General features: G+C 58.0%; 22 protein-coding genes and 3 pseudogenes. 15 read left to right on the forward strand and 10 right to left on the reverse strand.

The genetic code is table 11. The features are described 5' to 3' along the window. Positions 1–97 precede the first annotated feature (97 nt). From EV130_RS17925 to EV130_RS17940, 4 genes and pseudogenes are all read left to right on the forward strand, one after another. The gene (locus EV130_RS17925; protein WP_132550951.1) at positions 98–1,144 is read left to right on the forward strand and encodes a sn-glycerol-3-phosphate import ATP-binding protein UgpC; all 1,047 of its coding nucleotides are present in this window, start codon (positions 98–100) and stop codon (positions 1,142–1,144) included. Positions 1,145–1,241: 97 nt separating this feature from the next. Next, positions 1,242–2,246: a sugar-binding transcriptional regulator gene (locus EV130_RS17930; RefSeq protein WP_074064235.1), complete on the forward strand. Its 1,005-nt coding sequence runs from the start codon at positions 1,242–1,244 to the stop codon at positions 2,244–2,246. A gap of 1,040 nt (positions 2,247–3,286) precedes the next feature. Beyond that, positions 3,287–4,505, forward strand: a pseudogene (locus EV130_RS17935) (ATP-binding protein). A 422-nt stretch (positions 4,506–4,927) separates the two neighbouring features. Continuing rightward, the gene (locus EV130_RS17940; RefSeq protein ID WP_074065614.1) at positions 4,928–5,167 is read left to right on the forward strand and encodes a hypothetical protein; all 240 of its coding nucleotides are present in this window, start codon (positions 4,928–4,930) and stop codon (positions 5,165–5,167) included. A gap of 136 nt (positions 5,168–5,303) precedes the next feature. On the opposite strand, the gene EV130_RS17945 is transcribed toward EV130_RS17940, so the two are convergent. Beyond that, a complete protein-coding gene (locus tag EV130_RS17945; RefSeq protein WP_074065613.1) occupies positions 5,304–6,398 on the reverse strand; it encodes an alpha/beta hydrolase family protein in 1,095 nt (364 codons plus the stop codon). Positions 6,399–6,593: 195 nt separating this feature from the next. Then, positions 6,594–6,725: pseudogene (locus EV130_RS34250) on the reverse strand (PAAR domain-containing protein); the annotation flags it as partial. Positions 6,726–7,405: 680 nt separating this feature from the next. Between EV130_RS34250 and EV130_RS34390 the strand changes: the two are divergent. Then, on the forward strand, positions 7,406–7,837 hold the full coding sequence (locus EV130_RS34390) for a GFA family protein (protein WP_074064231.1): 432 nt from the start codon (positions 7,406–7,408) through the stop codon (positions 7,835–7,837). After that, positions 7,818–8,048, forward strand: a complete 231-nt coding sequence (locus tag EV130_RS17960) for a hypothetical protein (RefSeq protein WP_132550953.1) — start codon at positions 7,818–7,820, stop codon at positions 8,046–8,048. The genes EV130_RS34390 and EV130_RS17960 overlap by 20 nt, the downstream gene beginning before the upstream one ends. Here the strand turns inward: EV130_RS17960 and EV130_RS17965 are convergent. The 3 genes from EV130_RS17965 to EV130_RS17975 all read right to left on the reverse strand — a co-directional run bounded on the left by EV130_RS17965 (position 8,045) and on the right by EV130_RS17975 (position 11,296). Continuing rightward, positions 8,045–8,374 carry a chaperone modulator CbpM gene (locus tag EV130_RS17965; RefSeq protein ID WP_132550955.1) on the reverse strand — a complete coding sequence of 110 codons (330 nt, stop codon included), beginning with the start codon at positions 8,372–8,374 and terminating at the stop codon, positions 8,045–8,047. The genes EV130_RS17960 and EV130_RS17965 overlap by 4 nt on opposite strands. After that, complete coding sequence (locus tag EV130_RS17970; RefSeq protein ID WP_132660937.1) at positions 8,367–9,290, reverse strand: DnaJ C-terminal domain-containing protein; 924 nt, start codon at positions 9,288–9,290, stop codon at positions 8,367–8,369. Before EV130_RS17970 ends, EV130_RS17965 begins: the two co-directional genes overlap by 8 nt. A 290-nt stretch (positions 9,291–9,580) precedes the next feature. Further along, entirely contained in the window at positions 9,581–11,296 is a 1,716-nt protein-coding gene (locus EV130_RS17975) for a BTAD domain-containing putative transcriptional regulator (protein WP_245520071.1), read from the reverse strand. Positions 11,297–11,766: 470 nt separating this feature from the next. Here EV130_RS17975 and EV130_RS17980 point away from each other — a divergent pair, with 470 nt between their 5' ends. Both EV130_RS17980 and EV130_RS33395 read left to right on the forward strand, forming a co-directional pair. Next, positions 11,767–12,009 carry a DUF1127 domain-containing protein gene (locus tag EV130_RS17980; protein ID WP_132550959.1) on the forward strand — a complete coding sequence of 81 codons (243 nt, stop codon included), beginning with the start codon at positions 11,767–11,769 and terminating at the stop codon, positions 12,007–12,009. A gap of 60 nt (positions 12,010–12,069) precedes the next feature. After that, positions 12,070–12,231: pseudogene (locus EV130_RS33395) on the forward strand (class I SAM-dependent methyltransferase); the annotation flags it as partial. Here the strand turns inward: EV130_RS33395 and EV130_RS17990 are convergent. From EV130_RS17990 to EV130_RS18005, 4 genes are read right to left on the reverse strand one after another with little or no spacing between them, the layout of a single operon-like run. After that, a complete protein-coding gene (locus EV130_RS17990) occupies positions 12,203–13,000 on the reverse strand; it encodes an ABC transporter ATP-binding protein (RefSeq protein ID WP_074064226.1) in 798 nt (265 codons plus the stop codon). The pseudogene EV130_RS33395 and the gene EV130_RS17990 overlap by 29 nt on opposite strands. A gap of 8 nt (positions 13,001–13,008) precedes the next feature. Further along, the gene (locus EV130_RS17995) at positions 13,009–14,043 is read right to left on the reverse strand and encodes a FecCD family ABC transporter permease (RefSeq protein ID WP_074064225.1); all 1,035 of its coding nucleotides are present in this window, start codon (positions 14,041–14,043) and stop codon (positions 13,009–13,011) included. Continuing rightward, positions 14,040–15,044, reverse strand: coding sequence for a FecCD family ABC transporter permease (locus tag EV130_RS18000; protein ID WP_132551013.1), 1,005 nt, complete (start codon positions 15,042–15,044; stop codon positions 14,040–14,042). The genes EV130_RS17995 and EV130_RS18000 overlap by 4 nt, the downstream gene beginning before the upstream one ends. A 20-nt stretch (positions 15,045–15,064) precedes the next feature. Next, a complete protein-coding gene (locus tag EV130_RS18005; RefSeq protein ID WP_132550961.1) occupies positions 15,065–16,036 on the reverse strand; it encodes an ABC transporter substrate-binding protein in 972 nt (323 codons plus the stop codon). A gap of 574 nt (positions 16,037–16,610) precedes the next feature. Between EV130_RS18005 and EV130_RS18015 the strand changes: the two genes are divergently transcribed. From EV130_RS18015 to EV130_RS18035, 5 genes are all read left to right on the forward strand, one after another. After that, on the forward strand, positions 16,611–17,750 hold the full coding sequence (locus tag EV130_RS18015) for an MFS transporter (protein ID WP_342635850.1): 1,140 nt from the start codon (positions 16,611–16,613) through the stop codon (positions 17,748–17,750). 432 nt (positions 17,751–18,182) lie between these two features. Then, complete coding sequence (locus tag EV130_RS18020; protein WP_245520075.1) at positions 18,183–18,923, forward strand: N-formylglutamate amidohydrolase; 741 nt, start codon at positions 18,183–18,185, stop codon at positions 18,921–18,923. Then, positions 18,920–20,806: a flavohemoglobin expression-modulating QEGLA motif protein gene (locus tag EV130_RS18025; RefSeq protein WP_132550967.1), complete on the forward strand. Its 1,887-nt coding sequence runs from the start codon at positions 18,920–18,922 to the stop codon at positions 20,804–20,806. Before EV130_RS18020 ends, EV130_RS18025 begins: the two co-directional genes overlap by 4 nt. After that, a complete protein-coding gene (locus EV130_RS18030) occupies positions 20,807–21,850 on the forward strand; it encodes a glutathione synthetase (RefSeq protein ID WP_074064221.1) in 1,044 nt (347 codons plus the stop codon). A gap of 175 nt (positions 21,851–22,025) precedes the next feature. Continuing rightward, positions 22,026–22,943, forward strand: coding sequence for a LysR family transcriptional regulator (locus EV130_RS18035; protein ID WP_074064220.1), 918 nt, complete (start codon positions 22,026–22,028; stop codon positions 22,941–22,943). Between the two features lie 376 nt (positions 22,944–23,319). Here the strand turns inward: EV130_RS18035 and EV130_RS18040 are convergent, their stop codons facing one another. Next, positions 23,320–23,541 (reverse strand): DUF2798 domain-containing protein, encoded by a 222-nt coding sequence (locus EV130_RS18040; RefSeq protein WP_074064219.1) that lies wholly within the window; start codon positions 23,539–23,541, stop codon positions 23,320–23,322. Between the two features lie 624 nt (positions 23,542–24,165). On the opposite strand from EV130_RS18040, the gene EV130_RS18045 reads away from it, so the two are divergent. Both EV130_RS18045 and EV130_RS18050 read left to right on the forward strand, forming a co-directional pair. Further along, positions 24,166–24,960, forward strand: a complete 795-nt coding sequence (locus EV130_RS18045) for an SDR family NAD(P)-dependent oxidoreductase (RefSeq protein WP_132550969.1) — start codon at positions 24,166–24,168, stop codon at positions 24,958–24,960. A gap of 158 nt (positions 24,961–25,118) precedes the next feature. Further along, a complete protein-coding gene (locus EV130_RS18050) occupies positions 25,119–25,577 on the forward strand; it encodes a DUF6130 family protein (protein WP_245520072.1) in 459 nt (152 codons plus the stop codon). Positions 25,578–25,621 lie beyond the last annotated feature (44 nt).

The raw sequence follows: 25,621 nt of genomic DNA on the forward strand, positions 1-25,621 counted from the left end.
ACCCCTCCCAAGGTGGCGATGAAAACAGGTTAGGGGCGACTTGTTACAAATGTCAATAGCGTGTTACAAATGCATGACAGGTACATTGGAGGAACGAATGGCAGCCATAGAACTCATCGATCTGAAGAAGAATTACGGTCAGGTTCCAGCGGTGAAGGGCGTCAACCTGACTGTCGCTGACGGCGAAATGATCGTGCTTGTCGGACCTTCGGGCTGTGGCAAGTCGACGCTTCTAAGAATGATTGCCGGCCTCGAGAGCATCAGTTCGGGGCATCTGCATATTGCGGGAGCCGATGTGAGCAACGTCGAGCCCGCAAAGCGCGATATCGCCATGGTGTTCCAGAACTACGCGCTTTACCCGCATATGACGGTTCGTCAGAATCTCGAATATGGACTGAAAAATCGCCGTGTCGCGCGCGCCGAAATCGACCGGCGCATTGCCGAAACCGCAGCCATTCTGGAAATCGGCCCATTCCTCGAGCGCCGTCCACGGCAGCTTTCGGGTGGGCAGCGCCAGCGCGTCGCAATGGGCCGGGCAATCGTTCGCAATCCCGCCGCTTTCCTCTTTGACGAGCCGCTTTCGAACCTCGACGCCAAACTGCGCGTCCAGATGCGGGTGGAAATCCGGCGCCTGCAGCGGCGGCTGAAGACGACAAGCCTTTACGTGACGCATGACCAGCTGGAAGCCATGACACTTGCTGATCGTCTTGTTGTCATGAATGGCGGACGGATTGAACAGATCGGAACCCCGGTCGAAGTCTATCAGCGCCCGGAATCGATCTTCGTCGCTGGCTTCATCGGATCGCCGCCCATGAACTTCGTTGATCTTAAAACGAACGGCTCCATTGCGGCGGAAGAACTAACCATGTCCGCGCACGCCGATATGATCGGCATTCGTCCAAATGCCATCAGGTTCGGCAAGCCCACCTCGCCTGCCCTTCGTTTCAAGGGCAAAGTCGAGTTCGTCGAAACGGTAGGCGACGAAAACCATGTCCATCTGCGCCTTAACGATGCGAGTAACGAACTGATTGTGGCAAGCGTTGCGGGCGACCAGAGACTTTCGGACGGTGCGACGGTCTCATGCTTTGCCCTGGCAGACAGTCTTCACCTCTTCAACAGCGCGACGGGCCGGCGGGTCAACTAGCAAACATGCGCAAAAAAACCGCCGGATCACGGCAATTGACAAGGGCGGCCGATCTGGTGCCCATAACGGCGAAAGCAGAGGTTGCGAGAGCGGTCCAATGACACAGGCAAAGACGGCCGGCGCGCCAGTTGCACTTCCCGACGAGCAGATGCAGGTTCGAGTGGTATGGCTCTACTTCATGGAGGGCCGTACGCAGGGAGAGATTGCCGACGCGCTTTCGACCAACCGGCTCCGTGTCAACAAGATCATCGCCGAAGCCCGACGATCCGGCCTTGTGACGATTACCTTGAATTCCAGGCTTACGTCCTGTGTCGAGCTCGAACAGACACTGGTCGCGGAGTTCTCGCTGAGCCGGGCGATCATCGTGCCAACACCTTCAGATCCCGATCTCATACCTGTTCTGCTCGGACAAGCGACGGCAGATTACATCGCCCAGCTGCTCAATAATGGCAAGCTGTCGGGTATTGGCGTCGGCTGGGGAGCCACGCTGCGGGAAATGGTACGTCATATGCCATCCATGCGCCGGCCCGATATTTGCGTGAATTCGGTGATGGGTGGACTCACGCATGGCATCGAGATCAACACATTCGACATCGCAAGCGATCTCGCCCGCCACCTGAATGCGCAGTGCGCCTATCTTGCAGCTCCCATTTACGCCGGCAGTCCGGAATCCAAAACGGCGATCGTAACGCAGGACGTATTCCAGGCTGCTTTTCGGCAGATTACCTCAAACGATCTTGTCGTGCTCAGTATAGGCGACATGACCGAGCGATCGCTTCTGATGCGCTACGGTCTGCCGCAAGACGTCACGATCGACGAGCTTGTCGCGACCGGCGCTTGCGGCGATGTTCTGGCGCAATTCATTGACAGGAACGGAACCCCCATCGACCACCCGCTCAATCTACGGGCAATCGCGCCGCCGCTGGAAGCGTTGCGCAAGATCCCGAACGTCGTCTTCGCGTCAGGCGGAATCAACAAAGTCGAGGTCATTGCCGCGGTCCTCTTGTCGGGGCTGGGAACTGTCCTCGTCTGCGATGAAGACACGGCGCGGGCAGCTCTGTCGGTGGCAGCCCGCGCGCGATCGCCCGCGGAGTTGTCCTGAAATGCATCGGCCCTAAGGACCACGGAGCCGAAGAGGCTGTCGCGATCCCAGCGGGCAGTTTGACAGCTCACGCCTGCGATGGAATCGCATCGGCATGCCCTCGGTCCATCGCAAGCAAAGCGCCTCCCGGTCTGAAAAGTTAAATTCGGTTTTAAGGATCGGTGCTGTCGTGCTTTGGAGGCGCTCATGGATAAGTGCCGCCGCGGCGGCTGCGCCCACCGCGTCGATGTCGCCACTTCCCGATGCGTCGAGAATTTGCTGACGCCAGCGTCAGGATGGCGAACTGACGGACCCTGTCCGAACGGGAATCGAGAGGGCCTGACCGGATCCCGAACTCAGAGCCTGAATCATTGAAGTCTTTGACGTCGTCGTCTGCACGGCGGCGTTCAACGTCGCCCGACCGTTTGAACGCCCGCCTGGGCCGCCTGGCAACTATCACCACCGGACCGCAAAATAGAGAGATTGCCATTCCCTTCTGATAATTCGAGTCAGCAGAGCTCTTTGCGGTATCAAGATTAAGTAGGCACACCGCTCAAAGCCGTGCGCACGTGCAACGTCGCTCAACGCTACCTTCAGGGATTGTTCGCTGGCCGCCGCTACCGTCGTGTCGGTCAACCTGTCGAAAAGGGAATTTCCACGCATAGGTTCACTTGCTCTCCCTGAAAAGCTTGGCTGGCGCATCGCGCTGGGAGTTCGAATAAGGTATCGGCGATGGCCGTTCAGCGACTGGATTATCAAATCTCAAACGAATGGAGAACCTGATGTGGCTTTCGCATTGCACACACTGATTGAGATGCTTCGAAAATGTCCTGCAACCTGTTGGCGCCCAGCGCAACAAAACTCGATGAAGTGATCGAAACGGCATGCGTTGTCCGCGGTAACGACATCGAGATGCAAATCACGGCCTTGGGCAGCAAATGAGATATGCGGTAGAACGGAGATCGCTTTCAATTGGTCAACGCTGGAATTTCAAATGGTCGCAGCTTGACTTTCAATTGGTCACGCCCCCCATTTTCAAAACAGTCACCAGGGGCGAAGCTGTGGCGATTTATCCAAGGCTCGTTGAGCAGCGCGTCAACGACGCTATGTCAGACACCCGTGTCGTATTGATCGTTGGCCCCCGGCAATCCGGGAACAACACTTGCCAAGAAGATGGCGAGTGCGGAGATGGCGTACTACACGCTTGATAACGCAACGACCCTGGGAGCAGCTCAGCAGACCCTGTGCTTTGTACGAGGTATGAATACGCCGTCATCGATGAGGTTTCAGCGCGCTCCCGAATTGCTTTTGGCGATCAAGGAAAGTGTAGATACCGACCAACGGCCCGGACGTTTCCTTCTTACGGGATCAGCTAATCTTATGATGCTGCCACGGGTGGCGGACTCACCCGCCGGACGCATGGAAGTCGTTCGATTGCTTCCGCTTGCCCAAAGCGAAATCAAATCGGCGCAGGGTAACTTCCTTCTCGATGCCTTTCGAAACGAAGTCAAAACCGGCCACTCTGTCATCGGGGACGCCTAAGTAACTACGGTTCTTGCAGGGGGATATCCCGAAGCATTGGGACGGAAAACTTGGTCCCGTCGGCAGGATTGGTACATGCACTACATCCAGGCGATCGTGCAACGGGATGTTCGTGATGTCGCACAAATCGAGCAGATTGCTCAAATGCCGCGGCTACTACGCATTCTGGCGGAGCATTCGGGACAGCTGGTGAACTATTCCGGAATTGGTGCCGCAATTGGGATGGACCACATCACAACGCAGAAATACGTTGGCATATTCGAGAACCTATTCCTCGCCCGGACTTTGCAACCTTGGTTCTCCAACAAGCTAAAACGTCTTGCGAAGACACCCAAAGTACATTTCCTTGATTCTGGCCTCCTCGCGTCCCTTCGTGACCTCTCTCTCGACCGAATGAGGGCCGAACGCGGGCAATTTGGGCCGTTGCTGGAGACTTTTGTCTTTGCCGAAATCCTTAAACTGGCAAGTGGCATGGAAGAACGCTTCGAGTTTTCGCACGTTCGCGACAAACAGCAAAATGAAGTCGATATCGTCATCGAAGACGGAAGGGGAAGAATAGTCGGTATCGAGGTAAAGGCGGCAGCGTCCGTCTCGTACTCCGATTTTTTCGGGATTGCGAATGTTGGCAGAAGCATCCGGAGATCGGTTTGTTTCAGGGTTTGTCTTGTATGACCACCAAAACGTGATCCCGTTCGGAGAACGTCTATATGCCGTGCCTTTTCGGCACTTTGGCGCTAGCTTTGGCAAATCGCTTATGGAGTTCAGGCTCACGTCAGCGCCGGACAATCCTCAGATCATCAATTGCGCGGTCTTCGCGGCGATGACGGAAACAGCGTCGGCATTTCTTCGCGGGAATGGATATTGCGGGCCGATGGTCCTCCGCAATCCGCTAGAACTCCAGCTTCGCGCGCGACGGGAGGCCCCAAGGCGCATTTCCCAAGCCGGATGCTGGAGCGCCTCCTCCCTCAGCTCATCCGAGTTACCAACGGCGATCTTGGCTGTGGGCTGCGCTCACGCCGAAAGAAGGAGCGCGGTAACGACGACCTCTAAGCCGCGAGCGCTTGGCGGAATGGTAGGCTCGCTCCGGTCAGACGGCAAATGAATCGCTTGACTTGCTTCCCCAATAGGAACATTTGAAGAACAAAATGAAAGGCAAAACCATGTCAATCGCCGAGAAGTTCATCGTCCTGCCCTACAAGAAGAACCGCGGAAATCTCGTGCCAGGGGAGATGCGCCAGGCTTCAAACGCTCCATCGGCTGAGAAAATTGCTGCCTCGATGGCTGCTCGCTTCATCGGGGTCGCTGCCTATGCCGTGATGGTCGATGACGAGACCGGCGACATGACGTCGCCCCGCTTGCTTGCAATGTATGGCGAAATCGCCGATCTGAACATTGCTTAGAGGCAACGCAGCCAGAATTCCGGCTCGGTCACGATGATGGCCCTTTGAACATGATTGGTAGTGCTGAACTATAAGTTGCCATGCGTCAGATGTTGGCGCCTGTGCTCGCCGCGCCTTACCATCAGTGCCATTGGATCTATTTTCTCCTATCGCGGGTTTTCGCATCGATCTGAGCAGCGTGCCGTTCAAAGGCCTGGGTTATCAGGATGGCGAGTTCTTCGTGAATATCGGCGCGCGATCTTCTTGCACCCTGTTCGCAAATGGGATCGGGATCACCTACCGACTTCAGGAAATTCGCTGCGCCTTGCTTGCAAAGGGGCAGGAAACTGAAATGGTCGGAATCGTCGACCTGCGCATAAGTGGCATCCGGGACCTGTTTTGCCAATCGATCAGAAAGCACCGCAAGTGGAATTTTGCCGATGCTGCCGAGATTGATGAAGGTCAGCGGGATATTGATGTTTTCCACGCTTTCAGGACTGAAGGCTGTCGCAAGGCCGGGATCGACCAGCACCGCAGAGGCGATGCGCGGATCTCGGTTCGATTGTTCGAAGCGCTCCCGGTTGATGCTGCGTAGATCGAATTTTTCGACCCTGACCTGGTTGTTGTCGACGAAGCCGCGCCCGCCTTCGAACCAGCGGCAATCCATCATGGTCGGATAGTCGTCGCAATAGCGCGCATAAGCATCGAGATCGGCGCGAGCGCCGGCAAGCTCGATTGCCGTGCTGCCGCCGAGCGAAAAACCGAGAACGCCGATACGGTCCTTGTTAATCGATGCTTGCCATCGGGAATCGCTGACGAGTGCCGTGATGATCGTCGAAATATCCTCGGTGCGCTCCCAGATTTTCGAGGTGGCAGCCGGCGTGGAATCGCCGCTCGTCGTGCCGGGATGGTTGGGGCCGGCCACGATGAACCCCGCCTCGGCCAGCACCCTGGCGATCCAGGCCATACCTTCCATCCGCGAACCGGACCCATGCGAAAGCATCACCAACGGAAAACGGCCCGTTTCGATAGAGGCGTTCTTTAAGGCTGGCGTGCCTTCAAAAATCCTGTTCTCGCCGATCAGTGCCGATTCGCCATCGTCCTTCGATGGATACCAGATCGTCACCGCAAGTGCGCTGCCGCGTTCATGCGAGAAGATGCGGATATCCTGCAGGCCGACTTCACCTGCGAAAACGGGTGCGGTTGAAGTCACGACAAAGAAAAAAGCTGTAAATGCTGTGGTCAGCCGCATGAGAACCTCGTCCGGCTTGAGAAACGATGACTGAGCTTCGATGGAAGACACGGCCGTTTCGACCTCGATCATGTTCCAGGACGTTCTCGAACATGATGCGGTCCTTTTAAAGCGTCGAGCACACGAAGGATTCCCGTCCTGTCAAGCGGCGTGAGGGCCGCGGGTTGGCGATGGGTTTAGCGTAATCGAGCTCTAGGGCACGCCGTCAACGCAGACGAAAGTCTGCGAGGTCGAGACAACCGGTCCACCGACATGCGGCCGCGGGCCGGGATCGATCATCGTGCAGACATGCATATGGTCTTTGAGGGTGACAGAACGACCAAAGATGTTGAACTCCTTGTCTTCGAAACAACTTGACGCGAGCCTGGGCAGCGGCCCCCCCGACAGTTCAAAGCGGCAACCGTGCGCGGCCATCCAACTCGCACATGGCGGAAGGCTGTTATTGGAGCCTGTCGATTGACAGGCGTTCCGGCAGGTCGGAAATTCTCCTCGGGTCAGCGGCTCGAACGTCGGCCAAGGAACACCCTGGACCAACCGACCTCCATGTTCGCAGGAATCACACAAGATGGAGGAATTCTCATTTGGCAACGAGTTTCCTGCCATCCACGAGTTAGAGATCCAGAGTTGGAACGGCCGATCTGCACCCGCAGCTTTGAGGTCTGATTCCTCCCTGAGAGCTAAAGGTGGAGCTGGCCTTATACGAAGAAATACTCCTGCAATGAGCTTCACGCTAGGTTTGCGGGGCCAACGGTGACCCCGTTCGAGCCACGGGTTCACCGCATATGGCCGCATTTGGCCATGGCATTGGGTGTCATGGACGACGCAGGCCACGAAGCTTGCGCTCCTCTGGGTTGCAATGGTATGAAGCACTCGGGTTCGCCGAGCGGGCAAAGACTCGGGCGAGCTGTTCAGCTTGGAACCTCCAAGAGGCGCTAAGGGGTTCTCCAGCGATTAGCGCCACGATCAGTTGGCGGGCGAATAGCTGCGCATGCAAATGGAAACGCGCCATGGGACGGCCGGTACGATTCGGACCTAAGATAACGCGCGGCACCTGTCATTGCGGCGCTGTGCGTTGGGAGTACCGAGGAGACATACCCGATGCCACGATCTGCAATTGCACGGTCTGCCGCCGCTATGGAGTGCTCTGGACCTACGGATATGATGGTCGTGAAGTCGCCGTGGAAGACCCAGGCAATGCTATGGCAGCGTATATTTGCGGTTCTCGCAGGATCTCATTCAATTTCTGCAAACTCTGCGGCAACCTTATCAGCTGGCGCAGCTTGAGGCCAAACGACGACGGCCGAACAAGAATAGCTGTCAATCTTCGCCTTGCTGATCCGCAGCAGGTGGCGGAAGTTCCACTGCGCCGCTTTGACGGCCTCCACAGCTTTCATGACCTGCCGCTTGATGGACGCACGGTTGCTGACGTCTGGTTCTGAAGTTGAAATAGACGATGTAACTTTCACCGGTGCAGCAGGACCGAACAGTCTGCGAATGGGTGAATATCTGAACTGCCGGCCGCAGGTTGTCTCTCAGGCCAAGCTTTTTTCCACCGGCTGCCATCTCTTCGGCGAGCCTGAAATTGCCTTCGAGCGCAAGCGTGGAACTAACGGAGGCGACATGAACCGTGCTATTGCGGCAGCGGCCTAGTCGCGATAGCGTTCGAGATCGGCGAGAGCGCTCAGCAGCCGTTGCTGCACCTCCTGCTCCTGTTGACTGATCGCGGTCAATAGCCGGCGCATGGTTCCGCGCAGCCCGTGAAGCTGGTCTACCAGGTCCATAACGACATCGACGCCGGCCTCGTTAAGTCCCATCTTCCGGCTAAGATCGAGGATCAATTGCGCGCGGGCGACGTCGCTGTCGTGGAACTGCAGCCGTTCCTCCACGGCATCAGGCACCAGCCATCCCTCCTCGATCCAAAGATTCAACTCGGTGACGTCGATCCTCAGGAAACGCCGGAATTCAACATCATCCATGCTCAGACTCCATGCTCCTTCTTGGATCCTGCGCGCTCGTTGTGGCCCAATCCTTGACTAATGCGGTCAACCGATCATCCGGCTTGTCGGGCAGGACGATCTTGAGAGTGACATAGACATCGCCTTGTTCACCGCCGCGCCTTACAACGCCTTTGCCCTTCAGTCGCAACACCTTGCCTGTATTCGAATGCGGCGGCAGCGTCAGATTGACGGGACCCGAGGGTGTCGGCACGCGGACCTTGCCGCCGAGCACAGCTTCGCTGAGGGAGACCGGCAGTTCCAGGCGAATATCGTCACCATCACGAGTGAAAAAACGATGCGGGCGGACACGGATATCGATCAGCGCATCGCCCGCCGGTCCGCCGCCAATTCCCGGCTCGCCCTTGCCGCGCAGTCGCAACATCTGTCCGTCTCGGGTGCCTGGCGGAATCTGCACATCGAGGGGCGGGCCATCGGGCAACCTGACCTGCTTTTTGGCGCCGTTGACCGCATCGAGGAAGTCGACCTCCATAGAGAACTGCCGATCCATGCCCTTGGCGCGGAATTGCGCGCCACTTCTGCGGCGCGAAAAGAAACTTGCAAAAGGATCGTCGGCGTCGCCGAAATCGGCGAAGCCGGAGGCATTATGGTAGGGGCCGCCAGGGCCGCTCGCCGAGGCGTAGTCGCGATAATAGTTGCGCGGCGCCTGCTCGGCGCCTGTCATATCGATCTCGCCGCGATCGAAGCGGGCACGCTTGTCCTCATCGCTCAGAAGTTCGTAGGCCGCGGAAATATCCTTGAACCGCGTCTCGGCGCGCTTGTCACCCGGATTGAGGTCGGGATGGAACTTCTTGGCGAGCTTGCGGAAAGCGCTTTGAATTTCCTTTTGGTCCGCATCCGGCTTCACGCCCAAAAGCTCATATGGGTTCTGGTTCATACATGTCTCCTATCGAGGCACGAATACTGCAAAGTTAATTAAACGCTGATATAGGTTGTCGCCGTCTGCTAAAGGAGAGGTGAGAGGAGCATTCAGCTTAAAGAGTGTCTGTTTCACGAGCTGCAACACAACTTCATAACAAGGATCGATGCGGACGAGCTGGCCCTCAACTGCCCCTTACCCCGCTGTGTTCTCAACCGCGACCTTGCCTGCCAGACAATCAAGCCTAAAGAGATGGTGCCTGAAAGCGCCGCGCCTTCTACGTCCGACCAGCTTTACACAGATCGGCGTTACTCCGGCAGTCCCGCTTTCCGAAGAGCCTCCATATACCGAGTACGATCGTCCGGTCGCCGGAACGGTGGGAGTATATCGGCAAGATTTGAAAGGCGCAGCGCAGGGTCGAAGTCGCATAGGCGAGCGATCATTTCCCGGGCTTCCGCAAACCGCCCCGCCAGGGCATGACCGGCCGCCACGACACGCATCGCACTCGGGTAGTTCGGCTGGTGGCGTAAAGACTTGCCCGCCCAGGCGACTGCGTCATCGTAGCGGCCAGCACAAAAATGAGCGAGCCCGGTGTTGAACTGCCAAGCAAACAGGCGCGGATCAAATGGGCTCAGGCGCATGGCAAGCGCGGCGTGTTCGACGGCCTTGTCCGGCTCGCCCAAGCAAGTTTTCACCCAGCTGCTGACGCCCAAAGCAGCGGCCAGATTCGGGTTGAGAGCAAGCGCGCGATCGATGCAAGCCGCACTGTCATCGAGGTCACCACCAACGTAGCCGAGGACGTATCCGCCGTAGGAGAGCGCAATCGCATCGTCCCTTCCAAGCTCGACCGCCTTCCTGGCCAGTCGGGTAGCTTCGGCGATCTCCTGCGCACGGTCGATCATCCAACCGTTGCTTTTTCGGGTCGCGTAACACCGTGCCGCCCGAGCATGGGCCATGGCAAACTCCGGGTCACGGTCGATCGCCTTCATGAACAGCCCCAAGGCATCGTCGATGGTGGATCTAACGGTGATCGTCCGGTCAAAGGCCGCCAGCCCGCGCAGATAGTAGTCGTAAGCGTCGAGGCTCTCTGTCGGCTTGCGTTTGGCGCGCTCGATCTCAGCCTCCTCCACTTTCGGTGTTATCGCGCCCACGATGCTTGAGGCGACCTGATCTTGAAGATCGAATACATCCGCCAGAGTTCCGTCAAAACGATCTGCCCAGAGATGGGCACCGGTCGAAGTGTCGATGAGCTGCCCGGCGATGCGCAGACGGTCGCCCGTCCGGCGCACGCTTCCCTCGACCACATAGCGTACGTCCAATTCACGTCCGATCTGCTTTATGTCTACGGCATGACCCTTGTAGGCAAAGCTCGAATTCCGAGCGATCACGTACAGGTGACGGAAGTGAGCCAGGGCGATGACGATGTCCTCCACTATGCCGTCGGCAAAATAATCCTGTTCCGTGTCGCCGCTTAGATTCTGAAATGGCAACACCGCAACCGATGCCCGATCGTAATGTTTCGTTGGGACTAAAGGGGCCTGCGGCTGCGACACGAGGTCAAGGCCCGGTGCGCTCCGCTGATATTCGGTCTCCTCCCGCGATCGCAGCGAAGCCGCCAGGAAGGCCGTCTGTGCCTCGGGCTCCGCGCGCAGATGCTTCTTCAAGAGAGCTCGACAGGACTCGAACTGGCGCAAGACCGCGTTGTCGTGCCCCCTCAGAGCGTGGATCCGCATCAATGCTCGATGGGCTGCCTCCATAGTTGGGTCCGAAGCAAGCAGCCTTTCCGCGAGCCCTTCGCAGGCTGTTTCTTCTGAAGAGCCGGGTCCAGAGAGCGCCAGGCTCAGCCGCTCCACCAGCTGCTGCGCCTTGCGTTGATATTTACTCTGATGAGGCCTGAACCATTCATCAAATCCGTCCGGGATGGTGTCGCCAGCAAGCACCTCACCGCGGTAGAGATCCGCAGCAAACGCGAGATCAGTGGACCGGCCGCCGTCCAGTTTCAGGTCGAAGATCGAAATGTCCACGTCATCCGGTCCAGTCACCAGCGCGACGGTCTCCTGGTCCCCATCGATGTAGACTGTGGCATTCTTGCCAGCCGGGAACGACCGCCTGATGTCGACCAGCGCCTGCCGCAAACTATTGCGGGCCTGCCCATTGCTTCGTCCCGGCCAAAAAGCTTCGGAAAGCTGCTCCCGACGATAGCCGCGGCGGCCTCCGAGGACCAAGGCAGCAAAAAGGAGCGAAGTCTTGCGCGTGGTGAAGCGGACTTTCCGGAGTTCCGGAGAAGTAACTTCGAGGCCACCTAGCAACCTGATGCGCACGGATCGTCTCCAGATTCTGACCGCTGCCGCAGAATAGCATTTCGGCAGATAGATTTAACGTCGATTTAGCGGCGGCTTGTCGAACTTTTGCTCCTTCTTCACGCACAGCCGAACAGCCCGAAAGCACCCGCGTGGCACACTCCCGCCTGCAAACCTCAAATGGGAGAGTGAAGATGGCTCATATAGAAACTCGCGCTGGCGGCAGCGCGCCGCAAACACAGTGGTTCGGAGCCACCCTGACGTGCGCAGCAACGATAACCGCTGCCTTGCAGCAGTGGCGGCGGACCGTCGCTCGACGAGCGGCACTGGCAGACTTGACGCCCGATCAGCTGAGGGACATAGGTCATCCGCAAACCAATCGGCCCGTGCTCGTCATCAAAGCAGGTCTGATCACGAACTTGATGTCGATGCGGTAGTCAGCAAAATTCAACCGCGCGTAAGACAACAACGAGAAGATCCCAAACAACCGTGCGGCGAAGGCGGGCTTCGAAGTTTCCGGCAGGAAGCTTAAATATGACAGCTTCATTCCTTTCGTTGAGGACGGCTGGACGCCGGATTTCGCCGATGCGCTGGATTACTACACCCAGACCAAGATCGTCTTCCGTCTTCTCAAGCGTCGGGGCGGAGGAGCCGTGTAAGCTCGACGTCGAAATGCGGCGGCTTGTCCGGAGCAACCTCGACAAACCGCCCTTTAACCCGAAATGTCTTTTCGATGAGACCGCTTTGGGCAAGCGCCTTCGGCTCGCCGTCGAAGCGCAGCTCACCTTTCTCCAGCAGCGAGATGCCGTCGCTGACGGCGATCGCCTGATTAATGTCGTGGATCGCCATGACGATCGTCACGCCCCTCTCCCGGCTTAAGCGGTGCACGAGGTCGAGTACCTCGACCTGATAGCCGATGTCGAGAAACGATGTCGGCTCGTCGAGCAAAAGAATGCCCGCCTCCTGTGCCAGCGCCGCCGATATCCAGGCGCGTTGCCGTTCACCGCCGGAGAGTTGCTGAAGCGTTCTATGGGCCAAGCTGGTCAGGCCTGTGCTTTCGAGCGCCCACTCGATAGCCGCTTCATCCTTGCGGCTATAGCTGCGGAACAGACCGACATGCGGGAAACGGCCCTGCCGCACCAGCTGCGCGATCGTCATCTCGTCAGGGGCTGAGGGCTGCTGCGGCAGGAAGGCAAGTTTCCTGGCAATGGTCCGTCGCGACATGGACGCCACGGGAACGTCTTCGATTGCGGCGTGGCCTTCGGCGGGAGCGATCAGGCCTGCCATCGCTTGCAGGGCCGTGCTCTTGCCCGATCCGTTCGGGCCGATGAGAGCGCGGATTTCACCCTTTTTCAAGGAAAGCCGAAAGCTGTCGAGCGCCTTGCGACGACCGTAAAAAACCGACAACTGCGAGCAACTCAAAGGCATGGCCGATCTCAAGGGGCATTGCGTAGAAGGGCGAGCAGGACCGGCACACCGACGATTGCTGTGACCACGCCGATTGGAACCTCCTCGGCGCGACCGACAAGACGGCCGATGAGATCGCACAGGGTGACGATGACCGCACCAAGCACAACGGTCAAAGGAAGTACGATCGGGAAATGACGTCTGGCCAGGAAGCGAGCCAGATGCGGAACGATCAGCCCGACGAAGACGATCGGCCCGACCGCGCCGACGGCGCTCGCAGCAAGGGCGCAGGACACCAATAGCGCGACGGAAAACTGTTTGCGATATGACACTCCGAACGAACGGGCGACAGGCGCGTCGAACTGCAACAGGACCAACGGACGGTAGATAAGGGGCAGGACGACCAGGCCTGCCATCGTGAACGGCAGAAGGAAGAGCGCATGCTCCCAGGTGCGCGCGTATAGGCTTCCCGAGAGCCACTCGAGAATGATCTCGATACGAGCCGACCCCCAACCTGCTATAAGGCCTATGGCAAGAGCATGGAGCACGGCGCCAATCGCAATTCCGCAGAGCGTGATCCGAAGTGGGCTGAGGTCGAGCTTGAAGGCAAGCAGATAGATGAGGCCGCCTGCAGTCATGCCGCCCACCATGGCGGCGGCTGGCAGCCAGGCGATCGGTAGTTCGGCCACTGTGTTCGAGCCGGGATTAAAAATGTAGACCGTGAAAAGAAGGAAGACCGTCACCGTCAAGGTCGCCCCTTGCGACACCCCCATTAATGATGGGTCGGCGAGAGGGTTTCGCGTGATGGTCTGCAGCAAAAATCCCGCAACAGCGAACTGAATTCCGGCAAGGATGCCTGTGGCGATCCGCGGCAGGCGGATATCGAGGATGATGGAGCGGGCTTCCGGTGAGCCATCTCCGGTAAGGACCGCAGCGATGTCCGACGCGGGAATGTCCACTACACCGAGAAAAACCGCGGCTGCGAAGGACAGGAAGACAAGCAGTACGGCAGTCGGCAACAGCCACGGTGTTGGTCTGCGAAGGGCCTGCGAACCCGCCGTCATGCACCCTGCCCCTTGAAGTCGAGACGTCCTCGCTGAATGAGATAGATGAAGATAGGCCCACCTAAAAGCGCAGTGATGATACCGACGGGCAATTCCTTGGGTATGGCAATCGTCCGGCCGATGAGGTCCGCACAGGTGACGATCAGCGCCCCAATGGCCGCAGTCAAGGCGATTTCCCAAACGGCTCCCCGCGGCTTCAGCAGACGAGCTATATGGGGTGCGGCAAGGCCTACGAAGGCGACAGGACCCGCCACAGGGGCAACGCCTGCAACGGGACAGGTTCCCAGAACCAGGAGAATCGGCTTCCAGACATTGCGTTGGAGACCCATGCCCGCGGCAGCATGGTCGCTGAGGGAAAACATGGCGATCACGCGGTGCAGCAACAGGGCGCCTGCCACGCCAACGATAGCCCATGGCAGCATATGAATCGCATGTGACCACGTGCGCCCCTGGAAGCCTCCGGACAACCAGAACAGAAGAGCGGTCGATTGCGGCCCTGCCAGGAGCAAGACATAAATCGTGATAGCGTTCAGGAAGAGAGAAATGCTGACGCCGCCGAGGGCCAAGTGCAGCGGACGCCCGTTTCCGCCGCGCGACACCCAGAAGGTCACCGAAGCGGCAGCAAGACCGCCCGCAAGTCCAACGAACGGATAATAGGCGGAAGAAAGCCACGGTAGAAGAACGGAACAGCCAACGATAGGCGCGATCGCTCCGGCAGTCACGCCCGTGATTCCTGGATCTGCGAGCGGATTGCGCGTCAGCGCCTGTAGAAGATACCCCGAAACCGCCAATCCGGCACCCGCGATGGAAGCCGCAAGGCTTCGTGGCAGCCTCAGGGTCCAGACAAGGATCGAGTCGATCTGGCCGTCAGGAGCCCAAAGCACACGCAGGACGCTCTCGAGAGATAGCATTTTCGCTCCTGGCAGCAGCCCCAAGACGATGATCAACAAGCTCGCGACGACGACGAACCCAATGAGTATTGAGGATTTCCGTGCGTCCATCATCGTCGCGATCAGCAGCTTTAATTCTGGGCCTCACGCGGAATGATCTTCGCAGCTTCCGCCTTCACGTCGACGGCAGAAAACACATCGGGATAGAGATAGTGGGCAGCCTCTCGCAAGACGATCTCGCGGGCGATCGGACCGTTCGTCTCGACCCACTGGTCGCCGACGTAGAAGACGCGCTTGTTCTTCACGGCGGTGAGCTCCTGCCAGATCGGGTTGTTCTCATGAGGCCTGTCTGGGCCAGAGTCGTAGATGAAGAGAACTTCGGGATCCTTCTCGAGCATGGTCTCCAGGCTCAGATCGATGCCGAATTCCCCGCCCGGCGTCATGTTTCCGGCGATGTTGTCGCCGCCGATAGCAGCAACGATGGAGGCAGCCGTATTTTCGGTGTGAAAAGCAAAGGGTGTTTCGCCACCCCACATGATCGCGAACCGGGGACGCACGTCCTTGGGTGCCTTTGCTGCAAAATCGGCAAGGTGCGCGCGGAACTCCTTGTTGAGCTGGATGCCGCGCTCAGGATTGCCGAGGATTTTTGAAAGCTCTGCGATCTCGCGGTCGCTCCCGTCCAGGAGCTCCATGTTAAAGGCGAGGAAGGGAGCAATCTTTTCGAGTTGCGTTGCGTTGCCGACCGTGTAACGACGGATCGCGACGATCAGGTCGGGCTTAGCCTCCGACAAGAGCTCGAGATTCGGCCTGGCGCGCTGGCCGATCTGCTTCATTCCTGCGGTTATGCCAAGAAGAAAGTCAGGTTCGCGGCCAGCTGTCATATAGGTGCTGGCAACGGGCTTGATACCCAATGCGAGCGCCACGTCATCGGCAAAATACGAGATCGACGCTATTCGCTTCGGGTGAAGTGGAACCTCGACTTTGGCCCCGCGGTCATCGGTAATTGAAAGGGTCTTGCCGTCCTGGGCATAGACGACAGTGCTGCCGGTCATCATAGTCAGCAGACCAAGAAGTGGGATGATTTTACGTGCGATGTTCCTCATTGCGATATTCCCCCCAAACCAGAATGCGCGACATCGCTTTAGCCGCTAAAGAGGAGTATTGCAATCCACTTTATGTGATACGCGCCGTGGCAGTAAATTGCTTTGCCGGGAGCTGGAGCTCGGCGAGATCACCACATAACTCTGTTGCCCTGTGCTGTCGGCACCCTGTCGCAGACATAAACTCCTGGGCCAAGCGATCATCGCCATAAGAGGCCTGGGGTGCAGTGAAAGGATGATTGCATTGACGACCCGCAAATTCCGGTCTAGCTGTATCCTCATGAAAATCGCAATGGTTCTCGGTGTGGTGATAGGGCGCATGGGCAGGGTGGTGTAGCCATCCGGCGAAAGCACCCCATGCGCGGTAAGCAGGCTCCTGACGGGGCCTTTTTTATGCCCGCAGATTGGGCCGCGCCTCGTCAGACTTCCGCCAATCCTTACTGACAAGAGGGACAAAACCATGACGAGCAAAAACTCCGTTCAGACGTCGTGCACCCAACTGACCGGCAAAATGGACATGACCCTGACGACTGCCCCGCCCCGGCTAGCGACCCTCATCTTGCTTTCGGCGCTTGCGGTGCTGCCGGTGAACATGATCTCGCCGTCGCTTCCGAACATTGCGGCCACGTTCCAAGCTGATTTCGCGCTCGTTAATCTTTCGGTTACGGGCTATGCAACCGTCACGGCGCTGACATCCGTCATCGCAGGAGCGATGACGGATCGATATGGGCGCAGGCCGGTCGTATTAATGGCTGTCTTTATCTTCATTGTCGCGTCCGTTGGCTGTGCACTGGCGACCAATATCGGCGTTTTCCTCCTGTTTCGAGCAATGCAGGCGTCCATTGCTGCGTGCTTTTCCGTCGCCCTCGTCCTGATCAAGGAAACATCGGGCGAGCGCGAAGCCGCGAGTAAAATCGGTTACGCCGCCGTAGGATGGGCACTTGCGCCGATGCTCGGTCCGATGATTGGCGGGATATTGGATGAGTTGTTCGCATGGCGGACGAGCTTTGTTGTCTTTGCGATCCTTGGTGCAGCCATGCTCGCTTTGGCCCGTTTTGATTTAAGAGAAACGGCCACGGGATCACAGAGATCGCATGGGAACTATCTTGCCGCCTATGGAGAGCTCCTGAGCTCGGCGCGGTTCTGGGTCTACACCCTGTGCATGGCCTGGTCCATGGGGACGCTTTACATCTTCCTGGGCGGCGCACCATTGGCCGTCGGTCAAACGCTCGGCGGCTCGAGTGCGAAACTGGGCTTTTACATGGGGTTGGTCCCGGCAGGCTTCATCCTGGGTAGCTATTTGGCTGGCCGCTACGCCTCCAAGCACGCGCTGGGCGCTACCCTCATTGTCGGGCGGCTCGTAACGTGCATGGGGCTGTTAGTTGGCCTGATCCTATCGATGTTGGCGACATCCCACGCTCTTGCGTTCTTTGGGCCTTGCATACTCATCGGCATCGGCAATGGACTGATGATGCCCGCCGCCAACACAGGCGTGCTGTCGGTGCGCGCCGATCTCGCCGGTACCGCGGCGGGGCTGGCCGCTGCAATGACAACTGCTGGCGCAGCATTCATAGCCTCAATTGCCGGCTTTTTCCTTGTGAAGTCAGCTGCAACCCATGTCCTGCTCGGTATGATGCTGATGTCGGCATCACTCGCATTGCTGGCAGCACTTTTGGCCGCATTTGTCGATTGGCGTGCCTCCAAGATGGTTTCCTAGGGAGGCCGATTCTATCAACCCTTGCTCAGTCCACTTAAGCCTTGAGGTTCTACTTGCGAACTCGCTCGCGCGTACTCCCACCTTGATCAAGTCGAATGCCGATCTACCTTCATTTCTAAGAGGCGAGAGCCTGCAATCGGTAGATATTATGTGTCCGCAAACGTCCTGCAACCATCGACCGGTCGTCCCTCCATTGAAGGATCGTCCCGCCATCGCTGGTCGTGATTATGATCCACTCCCTTTCAGATCGCGAAGAGGCAGAGGCAACGAAAGAGCGCCGGCGTGTCCGGCTGGCGGAAAAGCAGTCCCGACAGCTTTGGGCAGGGCTTGGTTCAGAAAGGTCGATCACTGACAAACCAGATCGAGGTTCCCAAAAGCGCGTGTCCCGACACCGGTTCTTTATGGAGCGTCAGGAGAAGCCAATCCCCGGTCATCGCGACGGCAATCCATGACGGTCGGCTCATGCGGCACGACTTGCTTCCGCTATGTGCTTTGAGCGAGTCCGAGCGCCTTCGTGAGGAAGACCCCTTCACAGCCTTCCTGATCAGTGGCGTGCCGAACCAGGTGGTCTTTCATCGTTCTCGGTTTGAGATCGATCTCAACCGGAGTCGCGAACAGGCGGTCTATTTCCGTCCTGAGCAAGCCTGGGGGCTAACCGTCTGGAAAAACGGTCTTCCCGCTTCCAAACACTTGGCCTCCCTGACGGTTTACGATGACTACTATGAAATGCTTGGCTCCTTTCTAAAGAGCATCGAGCGAAACCACGGGGAGTTCGTCCTTCTCGACGTCCACAGCTATAACCATCGCCGCGCCGGTCCCGACATCCAGACCGATCCCGAGCAGGCCCCAGATATCAACATCGGTACCTTCTCGATGGACCGCGATCGCTGGGCGCATGTCGTTGATCCGTTGATGGACCACTTCCGAGCCTTCAAGATCAGAGGCAAGCGGCTGGCCGTGAGCGAGAATATCGCCTTCCAGGGCAAGGGAGAGCAAACCCGCTTTATCCATGAGCAGTTCCCCAAGACGGGATGTGCCGTTGCCATCGAGTTCAAGAAGATATTCATGGATGAGTGGACCGGGCAGCCGGACAAGGCCGTCCTCGGCAAGCTTTGCGACGCGGTAACGGCGGCCGTTCCACTTCTGGAACGCATTGTGGGGCAACTTCGATGATGCGCCAGACATCGGCTGTCCAGGAGAATTGGCTGGAGGAGGTCGCACAGTGTCTGCGTGATGATAAGCCGATCCGCAAGGAATTGCCGCAAGGCGGGCGACTTCATATTGATCGACTGCTGCCCTTCATCTTCATTTACGTTGAGACCCGCAAGACCGAAGAGGTTGCCCGGTCGGTCACACAGTCAAACGCTTCGTATCTTCTCGCATCGAGCCCAAAGCAGGTGATGCCTGTCATCCAGGCTCTTAGCGCCATCGCGGTTGAACGGTTTGGATCATTCCTGGTCGTCAGAAGCGGCGAACTCGGGCGCGACAAGTTCCTTACCGACGACGCGCCCTATCTGCCGCCCTTCGAGGTTTCGGTCTGGTCAACCGAGAATGCCGTTGTAGCCAAGGAGACATTCTCGCAGGCGGTCATGGCGAGCGAGGCTCGGTTTCGTACGCCAAGGGTGGAGGAGCGAGGAGCTCCGCCATCAATGATAGACGAGGAAATTTCTGTTGTACCCGGTTGCGCCGTCCTATCGGCCGAGTTTGCTCCGATTTACCGCGCGCCGGAGTCCGCACTGATATACCCAGAGCTTCGAGATCAGCTGATTGCAACCCTGTTCGACGCCGGGCTAAAAGCATGCGCCGCTTTCATAAGCTCTCGCGGCATCCTGAAACTGACATCGCATCGATCCCTGGGTCGACGCGCCTTTGTCGATGCCGTGAGCCGTGTCGACCGCGGCATTGATGAAATCGCATCGGCCTTTGACGTGCTCCTTGCGGTTACCCCCATCAACGCTCAGCAGGCGTTTCAACAGTTCAAGTCGAACAGTTTCAAGGGCGAACCAGCCTTCCTCTACCGCCCTTTGACCATCCAGGTCGAAAGCGCAAAGCAGCACCTCTTTTCGGTTTCCTTTGATCATATGGAAGACCCGGTTCTCTACGATCTCTATCGGGAAAAGCAGCGCGAAGTGGATTTGCAGCTTTCCTTGATCGCGGCGCGCCAGGCAGCCAGCTTCACCGAGTTCGGAAGAGCGCTGTACGGTCCTGTCGAACCGCCTCTCCTTGCCGAAGCCGAAGGCATTCTCGGCACGCTTTCGAACGCCGGCCAAGCTGATTTTGACGACCGGACTTCCGACGCGCCAAATGCGGACGCCAACTATGTTTCGCAACGCGCGCAAGCGATGATCGCAATGTATCGGCGCGAGTGGCCGGACTTCAAAGTCGATATCGAGCTCCGCGATGATCTTCCATCAGGGTTGATGGTGACCAATCATCGCCTTCTGATATCAAAAACGACCAACATGGATCGACGGCGCGTGGAGCCACTTCTTTCCCATGAGATCGGCGTCCATCTGCTCACCTACTTCAACGGTTCGTCGCAAGGCCTGCGGCTCTTTCGCTCTGGCCTTTCTGGCTACGAAGGGATGCAGGAGGGCCTTGCGGTTTTCGCCGAATACCTATCGGGCGGGATGACTGTGGAACGGCTGAAGTTGATCGCTGCCCGCGTCGTCGCATGCGCCGACATGCTTGCAGGCGTGCCCTTTGAACATGTGTTCAATCGTCTGGTCGAGGATTACAAATTCACGCACTTCGGGGCGTTCAATCTTGCGCTGCGGGTTTACCGAGGCGGCGGTCTGGCCAAAGATGCGATCTACCTGAGAGGACTGCTTCAGCTCCTGGATCACCTCAAGCGCGGCGGTGCGCTTGAGCCCTTCTGGATGGGAAAGATCGCCTCTTCTCATTTTGGCGTCATGGAGGAGCTTGCCGCACGCGGGTTGCTGAAGCAACCGTCCGTCTATCCGCTGTTTCTCGCCACCGGTGAAGGGCGCGAAAGGCTCGACAGGGCAAGACAGGGAATGCGGCCCATAGACATGGTCCAACCAAAGGAAAGCTAGATGCGCATTGCCTTCTTCGTGAACTCCATCGAGGACGAGGCTCCGTACTATACGACGACCTCTCTGGCGCTTGCGGCAATGGCCCGTGGCCATGATATCTGCTACGTCACGCCTGATGGTTTTGTGCTTCGACCGGATGACCGTCTCTTCATGCGGGCGATCATTCCAGGTGCTGGCAAACCCAAGAACGCCGAAGCGTTCGTCGCAAACCTTAATGAGAAAACCTCGACCGACACGATTGACGTGGTGGATGTCGATGTTCTCTTCTTGCGCAACGACCCATCCCTGGACGCCGATGAACGGCCCTGGGCAGCGCATGTCGGGGCAATGTTCGGACGCCTTGCGGTCGAGCGCGGCGTGATCGTCGTCAATGATCCCGACGCCTTGGCGAAAGCGCAGAACAAGCTGTATTTTCAAGACTTCCCCGAGGTCATACGGCCGACGACCCTTGTTTCCAAGAGCCTGGATGAGATCAGGGCCTTCATCGACAGCCAGAAGCGTGGCGTCGTCCTCAAGCCGCTCCAAGGATCGGGCGGCCGGCACGTGTTCAAGATCAAATCAAGCAAGGAATCCAATCTCAATCAGATATTTGAAGCAGTCAGCGGCGAGGGATACCTGATCGCCCAGGGCTATCTTCCCGATGCCGTCGAAGGCGATATACGATTGTTTCTCATGAACGGCAGGCCGCTGGAAAAGGATGGTTCTTATGCGGCATTTCGCCGGATCCCGGCAAAGGGCGAAGTCCGCTCCAACATCAGTGCGGCTGGAACTGCGGCTGCAGTGAAGATCACGCCAGATATCCTTGAGGTCGCCGAAATCGTAAGACCGAAGCTGGTCGCCGATGGCATGTTCTTGGTCGGCCTCGATATCATTGGTTCCAAGATCTTGGAGATAAATGTATTTACGCCGGGAGGGCTCCAAAACATTGAGCGGCTCTACGGCGTGAATTTCTCCTCCATGGTAATCGAGGCGTTGGAAAAGAAGGTGAGCACACGTGCGAATTATGGCAGCCGGTTGTCGAATGCAGTCCTGGCCACATTGTGATCGACCTCTCATACGAATTTCAAATGTCACGCCAAGGCTGGTTGAGCCCCAGAGCGTATGAATGAGGCACCCCCGGTACAAGTGCTCGCGGCAACGATTGCCACCGAGGCCGCCATCTAGGCACCGGACGTGATTTCGGCTACCTTTGAACGGTCACTCCAGTCGTTGGGGCCGTATGGATCGATTTGATGCGATGCGGGTACTGCTTGCGGTCGTCGACGCCGGCAGCTTGTCGGCTGGCAGCCGCAGGCTGAATGCTCCCCTGCCCAGCGTCAGCCGTAAGGTCGCCGATCTTGAACGGCACCTCGGCGCGAGTCTCATCATCCGAACAAGTCGAAATCTGCAGCTTACCGAGGCGGGGCGCGATTACGTCGAAGCCGCACGCAAGATTATGGCAGACCTCGAGGAGGTTGAACGCCGAGCCTCCGGCGAATATCAAACACCGCGTGGAACGCTCACGATCACAATGCCAGTGGAGTTCGGAAGTCGGTACGTCTTGCCTATTGCGCTGGAGTTCATGAAAGAGCACCCGGAGGTGACGTTGAACCTCCTGTCGCTCGACCGTACAGTTCATCTTGTAAACGAGCAGGTGGACGTCGCCATTCGGCTTGGCGAACTCGCCGACAGTTCCCTCTATGCGGTCAAGGCCGGTGAATTTCGCCTGTTGACATGCGCCAGCCCAGCCTATCTGGAGCGGCATGGCGTTCCTCAACATCCCGCCGAATTGCCGAACCACGAGGGCATCATTTTCAACAGCCGGTCATTCTTCTGGGGATTCGAAGTCGAGGGCAAACCGATCGAAGCGGTGCCGCGAAGCCGCATCGAGGTCAACACCGCGGCCAACTGTGTTGCCGCAGCATTAAGCGGCGTCGGCATCGCCCGCCTCTTCGACTATCAGGTTCCCGACGAATTATCGTCTGGCGCGCTTGTACCGATCCTGAAAGGCTACGGCAGCGAGGCGAGGCCGATCCATATCGTCTATTCGCGTCAAGGGCTTCTTGCCTTGAAGGTGCGGACATTCATCGACTGGGCATTGCCACGGTTCCGCGCGACGTGCAGCAACTATGCTGGTATTGCACACTCACCGCAGTGACGCGCGGACCTCGTCGGTTGTCCGCTCCGGATACCACATTCGCCGGTGTTTTGAGCCAGCCGAGAACCGCCTGCGGGCCGATCGAACGCATGGCCTTCGTAGTCTTTGCGAGAGCAAGGGAACGCCCCTGCACGCGTACAAGGTCCCGGAAAAGCCGTGCAGGCAAGAGAACGGTCCCTTTGGCGTACGGTTTGCGTCCGACCATTCTTCTCGGCGTGAGATCGGTTTTCGATTTCGAAGAACCGATATCGGCGTCCTGGTACTGTTTGAGATGATCTTGAGCGTCTCCCGGCGCGATGGAAGAGCCTCAGCGACCGCAACGAGTTTTTTCAAGCGATACGATTGTCGTGTCGGCGGTCCTTTCCCCGCAACCGGATCATCGAACAAGTCGATCGACGTGCACCTGTAGTCGCGGTCCGATCAGCAGAATGGCGGGAATGACGATCAGATACCCGATGCTCCACGAGCGCAGCCAGGTCAGGACAAATCCCTTTGAGAAGCCGAGGTTGAGAGCAAGAAGGACGAAAGAGATAATTCCGGTTGTTATGATTCCCATCGACAGGGCGAAGGCGATCTTGCGTTTCAATTGCGTGTTCATTTTCTTCTCCTTGAAGGTTCAAACCCTCGATATGACCGCTTTGCACCGTTCGAACCGGGCGGTCACCATTTGGTTGATGATCGGCGCCGAGAATCGAGCATTGCCGCCTGGGGCGGTAGAGAAAGAATGCGAGAGGCTGCCTCTTGAATTCGGCATCTGCCAAGCTCTGGGCAGCGGACTAGATCTGTCGCGAAAGCACCCAAGTGTCATGTCGTGAACTCACGCCGGCCTCGTCATTTACGCGTCCTGCGCGATCAGCTGCTATATGCCGACCGCCTTGCGCGCCACGGATAGAATCTCGTGCGTGGCGCTTTGCCGAAGAGAAGTGCCTTGACCTTGTCATCAACAATCTCTGCCGGCCGGCAAACCGCTTGTCGAAGACCGGGCGATTAACTTCAACCGCCTGAATATGAGGGCGCGCAAGGCGCTGCTTGACGACCTCATGACCGGTGAGCCGGCACCTTGGATCGGCGCCAAGGCTGATGGCCTCTGTCAAACGAGAGGCTGACTCTCATTTTTGCTCGCTACCGGGCAGCTTCTCCCGAGCTCATATTCTTAGCCATCGCAGTCCTCAAGTCGCAACTGAGCCTTAGCTGTGTTGACGACAACCTGAAGGGAAACACCATGCAGGAAACGTTGGGAACAGCCGTCATTACCGGCGCATCGGGCGGTATCGGCGCCCTTTATGCGGATCGACTTGCCCGCCAGGGCTATGACTTGATGCTCGTTGCGAGAAACGGCAACCGACTACAACGAGTGGCGGCCGCTATCCGCGCACAGACAGGCCGCACCGTCGAGACCGTCACTGCCGATCTCACGATAAGGGACGACGTAGCCCGGGTCGCAACTCTGATCACTGACGACCCGCGGATCACGATGCTGGTCAACAATGCCGGTGTCGGGGCGACCGCGCCGCTCGTCCAGTCCGACGTCAACGCCATGAGCGCGATGATTGCACTCAATGTCGATACGCTCATGCGGCTCACTTATGCCGCAGTCCCTGGATTTGTCGAGCGGAACCAGGGTACGATCGTCAATATTGCTTCGATCGTGGCGGTCGCACCTGAAAGATTGAACGGCGTCTACGGTGGCACGAAGGCCTTTGTTCTCGCCTTCAGCCAAAGCCTGCGCCACGAACTGGCCGACAGCAACGTCCATGTCCAGGTTGTCCTCCCAGGTGCCACCGCGACTGACTTCTGGGATATCGCAGGGCTTCCGGTGCAGCACTTGCCCCAAGAAATAGTCATGCCGGCTCAAGCCCTGGTCGACGCTGCCATATTGGGGCTTTCGCGCAAGGAGTTCGTGACCATCCCGAGCCTTCACGATACCGGCCAATGGGATGCCTTCGAAGACGCGCGGCGAGCCATGGCGGGAAATTTGTCTACCAATAAGCCAGCAGCACGCTATCGGGCTGGCTGACCACCCGATCAGGAGCAAAATGAAAGGTCGAAGGCCATGCGCGGCAACATCGAGCTCAGCGTGGCTTGATCCGAATCTCGGCAAATTTTTCAACCCAGACATCGCGCCGTCGAGCGGAAATCTCCCGTCGGCGCGGCTATCACAGGATGATATTTATCATGATCACGACCATTAGAGCCCTCGGCCTTGCTGCAACCGCCTTCCTGCTTGTAGCAACGGCGACTGCCCAAGCCCAAACTCCAGGCAGTGTCCAAACTCAGTTTCTACCTATCAAGGGTGAGCCTGCGCCGAAACTTTTTGTCGATCAGCCCCTTGCTGAACCACTCACCACGCGAGGGGTGGCCATTATTCCGTATCGGACGGAAAATTTTAGAATCCTGCCGATTTTTGGGCCCGGCGCAAGCGACGTCTCGCCACGGGCGGGCCACCTGCACGTCAACGTCGACGATCTGCCGTTTCGCTGGGCGGATGCAGGAGGCACAGGTGCTATTGTCCTGACGGGGCTGCCGGCTGGCAAACATAAAGTGCTGATCGAGATTGTCACGCCTGAACACCGTGCGCTTGGCGCAAAGGCTGTCTCGTTCACAGTTCCGGCGATCCATGGCCAGCATCATTAGAAAGGCCATCGCCCTGTGAAACGTCGTCCCGCAAAGCTGGGAGG

The sequence above is a fragment of the Rhizobium azibense genome (assembly GCF_004342325.1).
Taxonomy (GTDB): domain Bacteria; phylum Pseudomonadota; class Alphaproteobacteria; order Rhizobiales; family Rhizobiaceae; genus Rhizobium; species Rhizobium etli_B.

Coding starts and splice junctions, on each gene's coding strand:
- EV130_RS17990 (WP_074064226.1), bottom strand. CDS start 13,000: ATGCCTTTGAGTTGCTCGCAGTTGTCGGTTTTTTACGGTCGTCGCAAG.
- EV130_RS18045 (WP_132550969.1), top strand. CDS start 24,166: ATGCAGGAAACGTTGGGAACAGCCGTCATTACCGGCGCATCGGGCGGT.
- EV130_RS18050 (WP_245520072.1), top strand. CDS start 25,119: ATGATCACGACCATTAGAGCCCTCGGCCTTGCTGCAACCGCCTTCCTG.
- EV130_RS17930 (WP_074064235.1), top strand. CDS start 1,242: ATGACACAGGCAAAGACGGCCGGCGCGCCAGTTGCACTTCCCGACGAG.
- EV130_RS17995 (WP_074064225.1), bottom strand. CDS start 14,043: ATGACGGCGGGTTCGCAGGCCCTTCGCAGACCAACACCGTGGCTGTTG.
- EV130_RS17965 (WP_132550955.1), bottom strand. CDS start 8,374: ATGGATGATGTTGAATTCCGGCGTTTCCTGAGGATCGACGTCACCGAG.
- EV130_RS18005 (WP_132550961.1), bottom strand. CDS start 16,036: ATGAGGAACATCGCACGTAAAATCATCCCACTTCTTGGTCTGCTGACT.
- EV130_RS18035 (WP_074064220.1), top strand. CDS start 22,026: ATGGATCGATTTGATGCGATGCGGGTACTGCTTGCGGTCGTCGACGCC.
- EV130_RS17970 (WP_132660937.1), bottom strand. CDS start 9,290: ATGAACCAGAACCCATATGAGCTTTTGGGCGTGAAGCCGGATGCGGAC.
- EV130_RS17945 (WP_074065613.1), bottom strand. CDS start 6,398: ATGCGGCTGACCACAGCATTTACAGCTTTTTTCTTTGTCGTGACTTCA.
- EV130_RS18000 (WP_132551013.1), bottom strand. CDS start 15,044: ATGGACGCACGGAAATCCTCAATACTCATTGGGTTCGTCGTCGTCGCG.
- EV130_RS17925 (WP_132550951.1), top strand. CDS start 98: ATGGCAGCCATAGAACTCATCGATCTGAAGAAGAATTACGGTCAGGTT.
- EV130_RS34390 (WP_074064231.1), top strand. CDS start 7,406: ATGGGACGGCCGGTACGATTCGGACCTAAGATAACGCGCGGCACCTGT.
- EV130_RS18030 (WP_074064221.1), top strand. CDS start 20,807: ATGCGCATTGCCTTCTTCGTGAACTCCATCGAGGACGAGGCTCCGTAC.
- EV130_RS18025 (WP_132550967.1), top strand. CDS start 18,920: ATGATGCGCCAGACATCGGCTGTCCAGGAGAATTGGCTGGAGGAGGTC.
- EV130_RS17980 (WP_132550959.1), top strand. CDS start 11,767: ATGGCTCATATAGAAACTCGCGCTGGCGGCAGCGCGCCGCAAACACAG.
- EV130_RS17940 (WP_074065614.1), top strand. CDS start 4,928: ATGTCAATCGCCGAGAAGTTCATCGTCCTGCCCTACAAGAAGAACCGC.
- EV130_RS18040 (WP_074064219.1), bottom strand. CDS start 23,541: ATGAACACGCAATTGAAACGCAAGATCGCCTTCGCCCTGTCGATGGGA.